The sequence below is a fragment of the Pseudomonas sp. JZ134 genome (genome assembly GCF_051027695.1).
In the GTDB taxonomy this organism is placed as follows: domain Bacteria; phylum Pseudomonadota; class Gammaproteobacteria; order Pseudomonadales; family Pseudomonadaceae; genus Chryseomonas; species Chryseomonas luteola.
Genome location: NZ_CP069252.1, coordinates 50,351 through 65,527, shown reverse-complemented (window position 1 = coordinate 65,527; position 15,177 = coordinate 50,351). Strand labels below are relative to the sequence as shown.

General features: G+C 52.3%; 13 protein-coding genes and 3 pseudogenes. 6 read left to right on the top strand and 10 right to left on the bottom strand.

What is annotated here, in order from left to right:
- Window positions 1-24: 24 nt before the first annotated feature.
- The 3 genes and pseudogenes from JQR86_RS23370 to JQR86_RS23360 form a co-directional block, all read right to left on the bottom strand.
- Complete coding sequence (locus JQR86_RS23370) at window positions 25-1,071, bottom strand: hypothetical protein (protein WP_434155659.1); 1,047 nt, start codon at window positions 1,069-1,071, stop codon at window positions 25-27.
- 304 nt (window positions 1,072-1,375) lie between these two features.
- Window positions 1,376-2,529: pseudogene (locus JQR86_RS23365) on the bottom strand (Fic family protein).
- 171 nt (window positions 2,530-2,700) lie between these two features.
- Complete coding sequence (locus JQR86_RS23360) at window positions 2,701-3,234, bottom strand: tyrosine-type recombinase/integrase (protein WP_434155657.1); 534 nt, start codon at window positions 3,232-3,234, stop codon at window positions 2,701-2,703.
- 420 nt (window positions 3,235-3,654) lie between these two features.
- On the opposite strand from JQR86_RS23360, the gene JQR86_RS23355 reads away from it, so the two are divergent.
- Both JQR86_RS23355 and JQR86_RS23350 read left to right on the top strand, forming a co-directional pair.
- A complete protein-coding gene (locus JQR86_RS23355; RefSeq protein ID WP_434155656.1) occupies window positions 3,655-3,897 on the top strand; it encodes a type II toxin-antitoxin system Phd/YefM family antitoxin in 243 nt (80 codons plus the stop codon).
- Complete coding sequence (locus JQR86_RS23350) at window positions 3,894-4,280, top strand: type II toxin-antitoxin system VapC family toxin (RefSeq protein WP_434155654.1); 387 nt, start codon at window positions 3,894-3,896, stop codon at window positions 4,278-4,280. Before JQR86_RS23355 ends, JQR86_RS23350 begins: the two co-directional genes overlap by 4 nt.
- Window positions 4,281-4,421: 141 nt before the next feature.
- Here JQR86_RS23350 and JQR86_RS23345 read toward each other — a convergent pair whose 3' ends face one another.
- Window positions 4,422-5,777 (bottom strand): PipA/GogA/GtgA family type III secretion system effector, encoded by a 1,356-nt coding sequence (locus tag JQR86_RS23345; RefSeq protein WP_434155653.1) that lies wholly within the window; start codon window positions 5,775-5,777, stop codon window positions 4,422-4,424.
- Between the two features lie 475 nt (window positions 5,778-6,252).
- Here JQR86_RS23345 and JQR86_RS23340 point away from each other — a divergent pair, with 475 nt between their 5' ends.
- The 3 genes and pseudogenes from JQR86_RS23340 to JQR86_RS23330 form a co-directional block, all read left to right on the top strand.
- Entirely contained in the window at window positions 6,253-6,936 is a 684-nt protein-coding gene (locus JQR86_RS23340; RefSeq protein WP_434155652.1) for a site-2 protease family protein, read from the top strand.
- 148 nt (window positions 6,937-7,084) lie between these two features.
- Window positions 7,085-7,274 (top strand): annotated as a pseudogene (locus JQR86_RS23335) (IS66 family transposase); the annotation flags it as partial.
- A gap of 79 nt (window positions 7,275-7,353) precedes the next feature.
- A pseudogene (locus JQR86_RS23330) lies at window positions 7,354-7,545 on the top strand (amidohydrolase family protein); the annotation flags it as partial.
- Window positions 7,546-7,638: 93 nt separating this feature from the next.
- On the opposite strand, the gene JQR86_RS23325 reads toward JQR86_RS23330, so the two are convergent.
- Together JQR86_RS23325 and deoC are read right to left on the bottom strand one after the other, a co-directional pair.
- Window positions 7,639-8,529, bottom strand: coding sequence for an NAD-dependent epimerase/dehydratase family protein (locus tag JQR86_RS23325; RefSeq protein ID WP_434155651.1), 891 nt, complete (start codon window positions 8,527-8,529; stop codon window positions 7,639-7,641).
- 856 nt (window positions 8,530-9,385) lie between these two features.
- Window positions 9,386-10,066: a deoxyribose-phosphate aldolase gene (gene deoC / locus JQR86_RS23320; RefSeq protein ID WP_434155649.1), complete on the bottom strand. Its 681-nt coding sequence runs from the start codon at window positions 10,064-10,066 to the stop codon at window positions 9,386-9,388.
- A gap of 108 nt (window positions 10,067-10,174) precedes the next feature.
- On the opposite strand from deoC, the gene deoR reads away from it, so the two are divergent.
- Complete coding sequence (gene deoR, locus JQR86_RS23315; protein WP_434136805.1) at window positions 10,175-10,939, top strand: DNA-binding transcriptional repressor DeoR; 765 nt, start codon at window positions 10,175-10,177, stop codon at window positions 10,937-10,939.
- A gap of 5 nt (window positions 10,940-10,944) precedes the next feature.
- Here the strand turns inward: deoR and JQR86_RS23310 are convergent, their stop codons facing one another.
- The 4 genes from JQR86_RS23310 to JQR86_RS23295 all read right to left on the bottom strand — a co-directional run bounded on the left by JQR86_RS23310 (window position 10,945) and on the right by JQR86_RS23295 (window position 15,018).
- Entirely contained in the window at window positions 10,945-12,012 is a 1,068-nt protein-coding gene (locus JQR86_RS23310) for an aldose 1-epimerase family protein (protein ID WP_434155647.1), read from the bottom strand.
- Window positions 12,009-13,337, bottom strand: coding sequence for an L-fucose:H+ symporter permease (gene fucP, locus JQR86_RS23305; RefSeq protein WP_434155646.1), 1,329 nt, complete (start codon window positions 13,335-13,337; stop codon window positions 12,009-12,011). Before fucP ends, JQR86_RS23310 begins: the two co-directional genes overlap by 4 nt.
- A 48-nt stretch (window positions 13,338-13,385) precedes the next feature.
- Window positions 13,386-14,312, bottom strand: a complete 927-nt coding sequence (gene rbsK, locus JQR86_RS23300) for a ribokinase (RefSeq protein WP_434155644.1) — start codon at window positions 14,310-14,312, stop codon at window positions 13,386-13,388.
- Between the two features lie 88 nt (window positions 14,313-14,400).
- On the bottom strand, window positions 14,401-15,018 hold the full coding sequence (locus tag JQR86_RS23295) for a RimK-like ATPgrasp N-terminal domain-containing protein (RefSeq protein ID WP_434155643.1): 618 nt from the start codon (window positions 15,016-15,018) through the stop codon (window positions 14,401-14,403).
- Window positions 15,019-15,177: the final 159 nt, after the last annotated feature.

Sequence of the window (15,177 nt, the reverse complement as noted above, 5' to 3'; positions counted from 1 at the left end):
TTTGCTGCACGGTGAGCAGGGAACCTATGCATAGAGCGCTCTCATCTTTTCAAGCTGAGCCAGGGTAAAGTCAAGCCGTGGCAAGCGGAAACCTTCCTGCATTTCCGCCTCGAAAGCCCCAGCATTATGGAGTGTATGAACGGTCTGAACCGCCAACAGATCGTTGTCAAAGCTGAGGCAGAGGTAGCCTGTGTCAGAAAACTCCATGTTTAGGCCCTCAAGAACATCAGCCAGTGCAAGACAGCATTCAAGCATTTCGGCCTTGGCAAAGCGCTCGCATGCATCCTCACGTGAGCTGGTCAGTTTGAAGCGGTGATTGAACTGCCCGTTTGGTGTTTTGCAGTGCTGCTCCCTGTCCAGCGAGAACATGAGGGATTCGCCACGTACCGTCACCTCTCTGACCCAGGGAAACTCAACGGTCAGGCTGTACCGGTCCAGCTCGTATTCCCCGCCTGAGGTGCGCCTGTGGGTGGAGCGAAGGTGATGGTAGTTGTAGGGAAATGTCTGGACTTGCCCCTGATACCTGGCGGTCAATGCTACAACAAGATAGCGCTTGTATCCGCTAAACTGAGACTCCGTGCCTCGCCAGAAGTCCTTGAACGTTGCGCAAAGCCAGCTCAGCTGCATGCCTGCGCCACCTGGCACTTCACGTATCTGATACGCCATAGCCAGATAGCGTGTGGCAATACGCGTGGAAAGTGTATTGATTGCTTCGGACTGGTCCGTGACCCTAGAGGTGTAAATTACAGAAATAACCAGCATTGGAAACAGGATGCAGGCCCCTACAAATCTGGTATTCACGTAATCGGGGAGCCAGGGCCAGTCGGGTGATACGTCAACCAGCAGGACAAAGCCCAAGAGCACCATGGCCCAAAGCGGGATCAGGATGAGGCGTGGCAGGATCAGGTTGTAGCGCAGCGATTCGTCAAAGGCGCCTATCTCTCGTATCGCCGCCACCAGGTCGTTGACGGAGCACGCACGGCTCACTTGGCTGTTAACGCGTGATGATAGCTCTTTCAGCCGCTGATTATGGCCAGGCGTGAACCGTGATAGCCGTTTTTTGATATTCATCCCTGATGTCTCACTTACGTACGTCCATATACAACTGATATTGCCAGACATGGTTTGGTATTGCATTAACCTTGCCACCCATGCCAGTCCTCTTGAAAGACTTCAGTACAACTAGTTTTGAGGAACCCCTGGAGTATTGCCTTATCAACAAGTGCGCCACTAGCGCTTGGTCAGCAAAACAGAATCACTTAAGTGGATGACGGACGCGAATGCTGTCTGACGTGGGTGCGTTTACAAACTCTATGGGAAAGCTGGTTCTTGGCGTAAGACCTCGGCTCCCCTGGCCTTTTTAACTAGAGCACGGTTAGCTACCCGACTGAATCGATGATCCAGTGCTCGCTGGAGCAATCACATAGCGCGTGCTGCGCCTGCCGCCAGGCAAACGAACAACACAGCCCCTGCTCAGGAGATCGCTCAAGTGGCGCGTGGCCGTAGCCTTGGAGACCTGCGCCACTGTCTTGTATTGCGCCGCACTAATGCCCTCCTCGAATCCACGCTCTCCACCGCCAAACAACCGGTTGAGCACCTTTACCTGTTCTTTAGAGGGTCATCGGTGCGATGGCTGTGCCAAAACCGGGCCTTTGCCAGCACACGATCAATGCGCGTCATCGCCTGTTCCAGGCTTTGCAGGAGAGTTTGCAGGAACCACGCCAGCCAGGCGGTGATGTCCAGCGTACCCTTCTGGCTTGATTCAAGGATCCTGTAGTACTCATTACGGTTATCAAGAATGCTTGCCGACAGGGTATACAAGCAGATTGACTGCTGCTCACTCTGGGCAAGCGCCAGATCGGTAAGCGCACGGGTAAGCCGGCCATTGCCATCGTCGAAGGGATGCAGGGTTACAAACCAGAAATGCGCTATGCCGGCGCGCAGCAACGGATCAAGGCACGACTCCTGACGACTGCGTTCGAACCAGTCCAGAAAACGGTCCATCTGGTGTTCAAGACCGGCGCAGGGCGACGCCTCAAAATGTACAGTAGGGCAGTCAAGCCGACCTGAGACCACCTGCATCAGCTCCTCACCACGCAGTGCACCGACACGAACATGGACACCCAGAGATAACTCGTCCTGGGGAAAGAGCCAGCGGTGCCACTGGTATAGCCTTTCCAGAGTAAGCGGCTGGGCCTGATTGCCCGTGGCATCGAGCAGCAACTCTGCCAAGCCTTCGCTGCATGAACTGGGCTTACCTGTGTCTGCAAGGCCAAGGCGACGGGCAAGCGATGACCGTACCGAACCCACATTGAGCTGCTCCCCTTCTATTGCTGAAGAGGTCACGATGTTACGCAGCAGGGTGTCCAGCGTGTTTTGAAGCCCTGGAAAGTCTTCGACGGTAGCGGACATACCGAGCAATTGTCCTGGTGCCCGGTTGCAGGTTCTTAAGAGCTGCATCAGGTCCTTTTCCTGCCAGGTGAAAGCGGGCCAGTCGGATTGCTGCCAGATCCAGTTTAGCGTTTGCAGGGCACGGCCTCGGTGCAATGAGCCGAATGGATAGCTTAATCGGCTCTATAAATGAGCCGATTATACGGATTAATCGACTCATCCGTCACAGGATTGCCAGTACATCCTGTTAGTAGACAACAGGCGCAACAGTCTGGACGCGCCGGATAGTAGGCATCTAAGGATAGATCTTCAGGCATCCGGCAAAATGGATGGCTGCGCACCTCGCGGGGGTAGTTCGTCGTCTCCGCTGCCCAAGTTATAAAAGGTCGCCCGAGAGCCATGCGGGACGGCCATGTGAATCTTTAGGGTATCCAATACGCGGCCAATGGCATCGTCGGGAATACAGCATGTGCGGCAACTGTTTGGGAAAATCCACTTCAGATGCTGGCCCTTCTGCTGGCTGATCACTCCAATGATGGCCTTGGTAAGCGGGATGCGGTGCGGCTTGCCCGTCTTCATGCGCTCATCCGGTCTCATCCAGAACTTCTGCTCAAGATCCAGCTCAGCCCAGCGTGCTCTGCAGATTTCGCTGTTACGGGGTGCGGTCAGGATCATCTGCTCAGTGTCCCGGGCGGCAGCACCCTCCAGGCTATCGAGCAGATGCATGAGCCGTGCGGTACCCTCGGCAGACAACGAGCCAAACGGCTTGACACTGCTGCCCTGCCTGGGTAGGAGCTTGTCCAGATACCTGTGCCAGCGCGCCGGGTTCTCTCCTTCCCTCAACTTTCTGCCTTGGCCGCATCGAGGACCAGTTCAATACAGTTACGCATCCGACTGGCCATACAGGAATCGCGCTCCAGATAGGATCCAGTACCTCCAATCAACTTCGGCAGAGTCATGGAGCCGATAAAACATGCCTAGCAAGAGAGTGCTGCCATTGCTGGGAGTGTTTAGTTTCCTGTCTTAAGCTAAGTCTTTATGCCTGTCTGGAGGCTTGGTATCAACTGCAATTAAGCAGTTCCGTAAACCAGCGAGTCGATTCAGTCAAAGGTTCAGCTAATCCAATCTCTTGGTGATACAACGGTTCTGACACCGCCCTGCCCTTCTTCCTTTTACAGTCTCAGAGCATCAATATGGTTACGTTTACATACTCAGCTAGGTTAGCTAAGCTAGATTAGCTAACCTTATGTATCGAGGTCCATCATGACTCCAGAAACTGTAAACATTCACGATGCCAAAACCAACCTGTCCAAGATCATCGACGAGGTAGTTAGTACAGGTGTAGAACAGATTATTGCCAAAGCTGGTCGGCCAGTGGTTAAGGTGATCCCTTACACTGAGACGCCTCAAAAGCGCATTGGAATGCTGGATGGTATGTATCCGTCTGTGCCAGCCGATATTGATGCGCAATTCAAAGACGATATTGAGGCAATGTTCAACGTATGACCCTTATTGTCGACACGCACCTTTTACTGTGGGCCTGCTTTGACAGCACTAAATTGCCAAAGCAGGCTCTACCCCTCCTGACAGGGCCTGGCATGCTGTACTTTAGTGCCGCTAGCATTTGGGAGATCGGTATCAAGCGTGCATTAAACAAGCCAGACTTTCCTTACGATCCAGCAGTGACACGAACAGCGCTAATTGGTGCAGGTTACCGAGAGCTACCGATTAGCTCCAGTCACAGTATTACTGCTGCCGCGCTGCCATCGCACCACAACGACCCATTCGACAGATTGCTGATTGGCCAAGCTATTGAGGAAGGCATGTTTCTACTAACCTGCGACCACATATTGACTAAGTATCAGGCACCGATTCGCTACCTGGATTAACCCTTTCAATCGAAGCCTTTTGTAAAAGATTCGCTTCAGTAACCACTACAAAGCGACCTCTGTAGTTTAGTAACTGTTAGATCGATGTTGGGTGACCACAAGCAGTTCCGTCAATATCCCCAAGAGGTCACTGAAGGCTAGTTAAGATTTCATTAAATAGCGATTCAGGTCTTTACCGTATTCTTCAGGGTCTACTTGACAGCCAAATACGGGATCAAAATAAACCTTAGATGCCTGATCGTCTTCAAGGGAGAGAATAGTATGTCGCGCAAACTCGACAACTTCGCCACCTTTCCAGTGAACGATCTCTGGTTTGGCCGACAGGGAGAACCTCATAGGTCCTGTTAATTCGAATGGCTGCAGTCCTTTCATACCTGCTGCCTGGCCGAGCATGTTGAAAATATGGGCAAAGGATGAGCAATCACCGTCCCGGCGGCCAATCATTTCAAATGGATCTCTGCTCTTATCCATACGATAGATAAACAGTTTTTGTCGCATGTTCTGATGTGCCATTTTTTCAAGCTGCTTCAAGGCAGACTCAGTGCCCTCTATTCCAGTAAGAAGGCGAGACAGCATGGGCATAAAACCTTGGGCGTTTCGCTTGTCCTCCAGCATCTTTCTCTGGAGTTCAGGATGATGGGGGTTTGGGCGATTAGCAATTAACTCAAGACGGCCTTGCGCAATTTTGCTCAACTCGCTCTTGGTACGTTGAAGGTACTCCTGGTCTGGCGCACTTTTTCCTTTCTTTATAGCCATTTCGTGATTAATCAGCACACTATTCAGTATGGTTCGCGGACTTTGCGAGCCACTATTGACGCGACGATCTACAGGCTCCTCCAGAGCTATCAAGGCAGGTTCTGTGCGTTCTCCCATCTCTTTTAGGACAATGTTGACATATTCCTGTAGAGGACCTCGAGGATGCATGTCTTCACTATTCGACAGTCCAGTAATAGCACTCAAAAGTTGCTCTATTTGGATACGTCTACTGCTGGATACTCTATTTCCTGAATTAGTCTGATAGGCCAGAATAGGCTGGTGGGCTTGAGATTCAGAAGTGGCCTGATCGTGCAATAAAGGAATACTTCTACGTGATCTAGTGGTTGGTGACGCCAGTGTTAAGTCAAATCTTCCCCCAACGGTGAGACGACCTGAACTGAGTGCATGGTTATAAAGACGACGAAATGCAGGACTGGATTCATAGGACTTGATTAGAGTCTCCTTTAAAGCAGCCATCGTTTTTATATGGTCGACCTGCTTCCCATCTGCTGACTGACCTTCGGCACTAAACAAATATTCGCCAAGACGGGCTAGCTCTATTCGAAAGCTATCGTCAACAGCCTTAAGATCATGTTGCTTTCGTAGAGTGCTAGGATTTTTCAGCTGCGCGTACATGTCGGAATGAGTCTCTGCGAGCTGCTGATCACTGCCCTTCAACTGTATACTTAGTTGCGTATCTGCTACACCAGATCGTGATGTGACTTGTAAGGGAGCGAGCATGGAACCGCCTTCTGATTCGTCATTTTCAGGCGTTTGTGGTCGGCATTTTCGTTGGGTTCCTTTTACGAAGCCTATGTAAAACTTCCCGCAGCGGCATAAGCTGATTAACCGTAAGTGAATCTAAGGCGGGAATAAGTTAGAGGGCAACCCAAAACGACCACCCTTTGAGTCATTGCGCTCATACCCCGACGGACAGAGCCTGAGCGTTAAGCCAGCATTTCCGCGACTGGACCTATCTTCCTGATTCTGGCCATAACTTGACGACTGTCTCTGCTAGATCGTTGGCACTACGCTAAAGTTATACGCCTAAAGCTAATAGACTGGCGCAGGCAAGATGCCTAGTCGCTAGTGATCCTCAGCGCTCATAAATACTCCCATACAGGAAGATACAAGGATGACAAGGAACGTTATATATCACGCTCGTACAGCATATTTTAAAGCGACGGTACGTCTAATTGCAGTGGGGTTAATGTAGATGCCCACGCTCGTTCAGATGCTTGTTGCAACGATGATCTTTCTCTTTGTGCACATATCATCCTTGGCTGCTGGCGCAAGGATGCTGGGAGTAACGATCCGCGAAGTAAATTATGGTATTGGTCCGTGTCTCCTTAGTTATGGCAAGGTCCGGATCAAGGCATTCCCCTTTTTCGGAACGCTGATAGTCAAGGATTCAAGGCTTGAAGTTCTGCCGCCTGAAGAAATGCTCGACGCCTTTGATCACCAACCTGTTTGGAAGCAGGTGCTTCTTCCTTTGACGGGCCCATTTGCCGTGCTCTTGGTTGCGCTGCCTATTCTGGGAACTGCCGGGTGGACGAGCTTTTTGTCAGGGTTTTCTCAGATCATAGAGGGGGCACTTGCGCCGTTCTCAACGGCCCAGGCTGCTCTCAATGATTTCTCGAGCTTTGCTGCCGTACACTCCCCATCAACAGTAGTTGCGCTTGTCCTCGTAAAACTGTCTGCCTTCAACCTGCTGCCATTTGCTGGTTTTAATGGGGGCAGTGCGCTGATGGGCCTCCTAAGATGTGGACGTCAGGATCTAGCGTGGCAGCAAAAGGTGACAAGCGCACTAGGTATGTTAGGGCTTATTACACTTTCAAGCTGGCTGCTTGCGTTGTGCTTTTATGGTCTACCTGAGCTAACCCGTATCATCCATTCCTAACAGCGCAACAACCAACGGTAACCGTGCGGCCACGTCACCTACCAGAATCCTGTGGTGGGGAATGTTTTCCAAAAAAATACGCGGACATCGCTCTATCATCAGGATCGCCATGCGCCAAGGAACCGCTTACCCTAAACGGTTTAGAGCCCAGGTCCGGCCATGGGCTCTTGGACGCTCCAACAGGTTATTTGCCTGGTCCTACGTAGCGGTAAACAAGCAGCGGCGGTCATAAGCTTGATCCGGCAGTACGCATTAGTGGACACGATCCGTATGCCTATTTCAAAGACGTGCCGACGCGGCATGCGAGTAAGACTGATCGGCTGTTGCCGGATCAGTGAGTGGCTGCTGGCCTAGGCTAAATGATTCGGAGCTCTCATCGAAGCGCTTGGCGTCGGCGCCGCCTGGGCCAGATTATAGGACAAGATCGGCAGCTTGGTCCCCGGAAAACAGGCCGACATGATCCTTATCAATGCGCAGGACATAACCCTTGCCCGTCAGGCAACACGGTCGGCATGCTGGAATACGACCGAACGCAGCAAGGTTGATACGGTTATGATTGGCGGGCACATCGTCAAGCGGGACGGCAAGATACTGCGCGTGGACCGCGAGTAGCTCCGTGCAGCGGATATGATCAAGGTTCTACGTAACGGCTGTTATAAGAAAGACCACCCTACCAAAGTTATCTGGAGATGAGTGAAGAACTTATAGATACTTATGTATATCATCCTGCGGTTCATAGCCTATTAATTCTTTGGCAGACGTCAGATCCCACACCGTATTCTTGTTTTTTGATACACCATTGACGACTACTGCAGGGGTCGGCCACTGCTGTTGATCGGCCCTCAGCGCGGCTATGAAAAGACTTACAAAGTCATCGTTTGACAGCCACATATCCCTAAACCAGTGCAAGGCCCGCTTTTCGTCATCGCTCAACTCTAGACTGGAAGCCGTACTGGACGGAGCGCCTGAATGGGTGATTTGCCGGGGATCGTTTTCATCCGGCAGTACCCAGCCGATTCTAACGCTTACGCAGCTTATCTCGCCAGCCGACGCCTCGGCGATTGCACTACACAGCCTCTCGCCCATCACCTTTGACGTTCCATAGGCAAGCGAATGCACCTCTTTGCTTCCGTTGAACCAGCGCGTGCCCGGTTTCGGCGGCAGAGTCGATGTTAGCTGGCCCTTGCCCAGGAGATCATCTTTGTAGGCACCCATAGTGTGATTGGAGGAGGCAAATACAAATCTTCGTACACCGCTTTTCTGCGCAGCCCGTAATAGGCTTAGGGTCATATCGCAGGAGCTTAGCGCTTCTTCCCAACTGGAATCAGGCAGCGGACTCGCAGCAGCGAAATGCACCACAGCCTCGACGCCTTCGAGGAATGCTTTCCAGTTACCATCCGTGGTTAGGTCTGCCTGAACTAGGGTGAGCCGCTCCTGTGCCAAACAGGAGAAAGAGGCGGTTGTCGTATTCAAATCGACCCCGATGATTCGCTCACATGCTGACTCGCAAGCCAATCCTTCAATCAGTTTTCGCCCTAGGTTTCCGGTGGCTCCGGTAACAAGTACAACACGAGGAAAGGATGAAACCTGCATGGTTCGTGTCCTTGATCAACCTTGACTAATCTGGCTAAAGCACTGGTTACGATTAGATTAGCCAATAGACCGTGCTTTTACAGACATACCATTGAATGATTTGCCGCGAAAAACATCGTGTAACCTGAAAAAACCACGCTTCGGTAGTTTTGGATGACTAATTATAGGGTGTTTCCAAAGCACCATTGCTCCAAAAAGTGATTATACGAAAACAGCTGGTTTGCTTAGCCTCATAATACTGCAGATGCTTTTATCTTCTCTCCTCTAGAGGAAGCCTGGGTACTAGAGTAAGCGTGCAGGTTAGCTTAATTAAGTTTTTGCTCTTGTGACCAGCCAAACCCTTTATGTACTCGGAAGGCCATTGATCCCTCATCTGCTAGATGAGCACCTGCTTTGCGCCCTTCACGCTTGGATTTTCTGTGACTGCTAAGCAGATAAACGCCATCATCATAATGGCAGCAGGCTATATCAGACGACGCTCATCATCAATGGCGGCAAGCTGGTAAGTTGGATGTACAACCCATCCTCTTCAGGACCGTTTCTGTCAGGTAATCCGCGCCCTGTATAAAGTTTTCAATCGTCCTGTAAATACGCAGATCAGTAGAAAGATAAGCTTGGAAGCTTTTCACACTGACAGCTTCCCCGCACTTGAAGTACGGGTATCTCGCGCAAAATCAATGAAATCATGTGCACCTGGGCGTAGATCCCGTACCCGTAATCACCTGAGTAACTGGGCCCCACGCCAAGTGCCTAAAGCCCCAGACTCTTGATCTGCCACTCATTCAAGCGCTTCAAACCGTATCCGTCTGATCAATCCTGATAGTCAAGAAAGGGCCCTGCAAGTTGAAGCGCAACGTTAATATCCGCTAGTTCCCTCGGCCCCTGTCACAATTGCAACGCCGGAGCTGGTACCCAGTCGTGTCGCACCTGCTTCAACCATTGCCATGGCAGTAGCAGCATCCCGCACGCCGCCTGACGCCTTTACTCCCATGTCAGGTCCTACTGTCTTTTGCATCAGCCTCACATCCTCGACAGTGGCTCCGCTACGACTAAAACCTGTGGAAGTTTTAACAAAGGCTACGCCCAGGTCACGGCAGATCTCGCAGGCCCGTATTTTTTGCGCTTCGTCGAGTAGACAGGTCTCCAGGATGACCTTCAGAGGCACCTTGCCGCAGGCCTTTAGCACAGCAGCAATATCGTCATGTACAGCATCGTACAGACCGTCCTTAAGCCAGCCGATGTTAAGTACCATGTCGATTTCCCCCGCACCTGCGGTAATGGCCTGTGCAGCCTCGTAAGCCTTGCTGGCGCTCAGCGAGGCTCCGAGCGGAAACCCAATAACGGCGCAGACCTTTACGTCATTACCGGCCAGTTGCTCGACAGCATAAGGAACATGCGCAGAGTTGATGCAGACCGAATAGAATCCATGTGCCCGGGCTTCAGCGCAAAGTGTGTCAATCTGAGCGCGAGTGGCATCTGCCGCCAGTAACGTATGGTCGATGAGTTTAGCCAGTGCAGCGGGAGCGAGGGGGGTCATCTGCCAGTTCCTGTCCTTAAGTAAAGAGACGCAGGCCTTAGCCTTACGTTATTAAATTAACAATTAGTGTTATGTTTATAACACCATTAACGAGTTTCCGGAACGCCTGTGGACGCTAAAAAGACAGATCGAATCAAGCTCATCCAGCAAGCCCTGCAAAACCAGAAGGCAATCCATCTTCGTGAGATGGCTTCTCTCCTTGAAGTCTCCGAGATGACCCTGCGCCGAGACCTGACCAGGCACCCCGACCAGCTCCGTCTGCTCGGTGGCTACATCACCCGCGCTCGAGACGATCTGGAACCAGGCGATTACCGAGTCAGCGAACAAGACACGCGCCATGTCGAAGAGAAGCGTCGTATCGGTAAGCTCGCTGCCAGCTTTATCCAACCTGGGGATACCGTATTCTTTGACTGCGGTACAACCATCCCCTTCGTCGTCGATTTTCTTCCTGACAATCTTGAATTCACAGCCGTGTGCAACTCCTTGAATGTGCTGCTTAAGCTCCAGCAAAAGCCGCAATGCAATATCATCCTGTGTGGCGGCACCTTCCACCGTAAAAACCAAGTCTTTGAAAGCCATGCGGAAGCCAGCATCCTGGACGGGGTCCGTCTGAGTTGGGCCTTTGTATCAGCAGCCGGTGTAAGCCTGGATTTTGGTGTGACCTGTTTTAATTTTCATGAGGTGGAGGTCAAGCAAAAGGTGATAAATCAAGCCCAGCAACGCCTGCTGCTGGCTGACCACTCCAAATTCGATGCAGTTCGCACCGCCCATTTTGGCGCGCTTAGCGACTTCCATTACGTCGTGAGTGACAAGAAGATTCCGCGCGCCTACCGAGAGGCAATTGAGGCTGGAGGCGCGCAGTTGGTGATCTAGGTCACTCAAGGTTGAAACACACGCCGCTCAGCTGGACTCAAATAACCGGTCTTGAGCCTGAACTCTGCATGAGCTTTTGGTTCGAGGCGGCGCACGTTGCCTTTAGCCAATTCGGCTTTATAACCCTCGGGCTCACAGGTGGCTGGCAGGACAAACGCGGCCACCTGTTGGTCAGGATTATGCAGGATCCAGCGCGCAGCATGGTTGAACTGCTGTGGGTTGTAAGCAGTATAAAACGCTGCACCGTCAGGATGCTCAAGAAAAAAGTGGGCGTGACCGTGTTCGTCGCTGGGTACATCATCAAAAAAGCAGACCACTTCCGGATCGTATAACGCTGGAGAGTCGAGCACCTGCAGACGTGAGGGGTCAGCAGTCAGCTCAGCCATGTAGGCGGTCCAGGCAGGCGTTGGGCGTACATGGGCCGGTACGCTTGCCCTTACCCGAGTGCGGCCACAGCCGAACGGCTCAACCAGGCGCCCACCTTTGACATAGGCGTAATTCATATGGGCCATGTACATCAGGTCCATTGGCTTGCCCGCCAGGTTTTGTACATGCATGCCGATCTCGAACAGGCCGCTATCTGGACGCAGGGTTACACGGGGACTGGCCCGGTAATGATCACCAAAGCCTTGCACGTATTCGTAATCACCTGCCAGACGCAGGTAGGCGCCCTGCTCGTCCTCACCGGCCTCAAGCCAGGCGCTGTCCATTGGCGCGCAGGGCATCTCGCCATGCAGCGAGTGATCGTCCTCGGGGGCTGGGCATCCATTGCGCAGCAAACCACTGTGGAACATGAAGCAACCATAGGTGCCGATCACACTTGCACTCGGTCGCGGCTGATGAAACATGTTGTGCATGGTCAGCGTCTGGCCGTCGAACTCGGCTGTCCAGATCATTTGCCCCTGCCACGGCAGGACCACTAATCGACCACGACTGTTCTCAAGCGAGAGTGCCTTGATCCCACTAGGATAAGTCCAGGCATGTACATTGAATTTGTTTGACTTGAGGAGTGGCCGAGAAGCCTCTCCCCAGAGCTGAGGATACAGAGGCAAGTGCATTTGTTGATCACTCATGGTGTCACCACCGTAGCACCACTGACCTGAACACGTGGCCTACGCAGGCAATACAAGGCGTAGGCCACGATTACGACAAAGCACAGCAGCGGTACGCTATAGGCAATCTGCATGTTTCCACCATTGGCATCGCTTAGCAGGCCCTGAAAGATCGGTAGCACACCGCCGCCTACAATGCTCATTACCAACAGCGAGCCGCCAACGCTGGTGTCCTCGCCAAGGCCATCAATGGTGAGGCCGTAGATGGTCGGCCAGCAGGGGCCAAGAAATACACTAACCCCTACAGCGGCATACACGGCCGTAATATTCGGCACCAGAACGGTATAGGCCAGTAACGCGATACTTAAAGCGCCATACAAGGCCAGCACCGTAGCCGGATGCATCTTGCGCATCAAAAGGTTGGCAATCATCTTTCCAACGAAATAGGCAGCGAAGGTAATCAACAGAAACCAGGAGGCGCTGCGCTCATTCATGCCGCCCATCTGCATGGCGAGGCGAATGGTAAAACTCCATACACCTACCTGGGCGCCTACGTATAGGAACTGTGCCAATACCCCAAAACAGAAGCGTGGGTTGCGGCGTAGTCGACCAAGGCTTTGGGTAATGCTGGCTTTTGCTGCATTTGCCTGGCCATTCCCCTTGCAGGCAGGAAACCGGGTAACAGCAATTAAAATAAACATCAGGGCCAGGACCGCAATCATCCACTTGTACGGCAACAGAGTCGACTGGATCATTTGCAGCTGTTGCACCGCTGCCTCAGCGGCACTCATCTGAATCAGCTGCTCGTGTGTTGCGTCAGTCTCCTTGAACATGACAAAGCTGCCGACATATACCCCTGCCATTGCACCAAAGGGGTGAAAGGTTTGCGAGATATTGAGTCGCCGTGTGCCGGACTCGCGGGGTCCCATTAGCGTTGAATAGGTATTGCACGCGGTTTCCAGAAACGACAGGCCAGCCGCGATAACAAACAGCGCTATCAGAAACATGCCGTACTTGGCGGTAGAGGCCGCGGGAAAAAACAGTGTGCAGCCCAGCATGTAAAGCATAAGGCCTATCAGGATGGTAGTCTTGTAGCTAAAGCGCCGTACTACCAGCGCCGCCGGAATGGCAACAAAAAAGTAGCCAAGGTAAAATGCTGATTGGACGAAGGCAGTCTGAAAGTCACTGAGTAAAAACGCTTTCTTGAAATGTGCAATCAGTACGTCGTTCATGCTCGCAGCTGCAGCCCACAGGGCGAAAATGCAGCACAACAGCAGAAAGGCAAACCAGGGAGTGCGATTCAGATAGAATCCATCCGGGGTTTGTTGCAGTGCAGGCTTGCTCATTATTGTTCTCCGCAAAATGCACAGGTAGTCGTAGGGAAATCGTTAGAATCAAGCCCCGAGAGCGGCGACAAACCGCGTAAATGTCGCAGCATCAGGATAGGAAGACTGAGTACCCAGGCCTGTCACTGAACAGGCCGAGTAGGCCACGGCCTGCTCCATTGCCTTACGAATGTTGCCATCCTGGCTCCAGTGGTAGGCAAAGCAGCCAATAAAGGCATCGCCTGCGCCGCTGGTGTCGCGTGCCTGCACCCTGTGTCCATCAACCCTCCACTCACCCTCTTCACCTACATACAGGGCACCCTGTTCGCCCAGGGTGACAATGACGTGACGCACGCCCTCGGCGACCAGACTGCGCGCGGCTTGAGCAGCAGCCTGGGGCGAATCCACGGGTTGTCCACTAAGCAGCGCCAGCTCGCTTTCATTGGGAACCAGAAAGCTCAGCTGGCTTAGGTGTTCACGACTTAGTCCTGCAACAGCCGGGGCTGGGTTAAGCAGTACCGGAATGGCATGTCGATGGGCGAAGCTGATGGTGTGGTACACGCTTGGTAGATTGATTTCCAGCTGCAATACGATCAAGGCACAGTCACGCAACATCGACTCGGCGCGATCAATATCAGCTGCCTCCAGATGCGCATTGGCCCCTTTGACGATCAGGATGCTGTTATGCGAGTTCTCTTGAACAAAAATGGGTGCCACACCGCTTGAAACACCCGGCACACGCTCAACAAACCGGGTGTCTATCCCCAGACGCTTGAAGTTGGCCAATGTGGTGTCAGCGAATGCATCATCACCCACCTTACTGACCATTAATACATCAGCGCCAAGCAATGCAGCGGCGGCGGCCTGATTGGCGCCCTTGCCTCCACACCCCATGGCAAAACGCGGTGCCTCGAGTGTTTCACCCTGCTCGGGCATTCGGTCGACATAAGTAATCAGGTCGACCATGTTGCTGCCAATGACTGCGATTTTACTCATTGTTCTTATGACCTCACACGTCCCGACGAACTCACCGGGGCATTTGCTTTTTGTTATTTAAATAACATTTTATGTGATTATTCAATCTTTATTTGCAAATGCTTTTTAAGCAGCATGAGACAGGCACCTGCATTGGCCGAATCGGCAAGGTGGCAGCCTGTTGAGGCTTCGTCATTACGCTCTGGTTACAGCTATGGCGTTGCCTGCCTGAGCGCAATAGATTGGTCGAACAGAGAAAACAGGTTGTATATCTGGATGTGACATCGGCAACTGCTACGGCAGGCTCAATTTCATACTGCAGCGACAGGAAAGGCCTCGCCGATGGCTCTAACATCTGATAAAGCAGCTGAGGCACGGATGTCGGGGCATTACGTATTACCGGATGCCTCCCCAGCAGCGAACAGTAATAGCCATTTTCAAGGTAGCGGTAGCTTCGGCACAGATTGATGATCTGCAAATGCGGGTTCGAAATGTATTTCTCTGACGCCTCTAGATATTCGTAAACGCTGATCAGGCGATCGCTGGGAAGATAACTTTCCCAGTCCTGCTTGTGCTCTACCACAATGAGCGCCTGGGGGGAAAGGACATTACTCTGGCGATACCAGGTTTTGCAGAGGCAGAGCCTAGACAGTCTTCCTCCAACGCTTGCGTTGGCGTTTCGAGCAGTGAGTGCATCGTGATGGGTCCATGTGACAGACACGGACATCTATTAAACACAGCAATTAGGCTGTGTCTTGCCTCGTTATGCATTCTTTACGGGTACGCTAACGAAACTTACTCAACTTATGCACAGCGGAATAAATGAGCCCAATCCATGCATACGGTTGCAAACCGCCAGGCTACGCAAACTGATGGTTTCAGACAC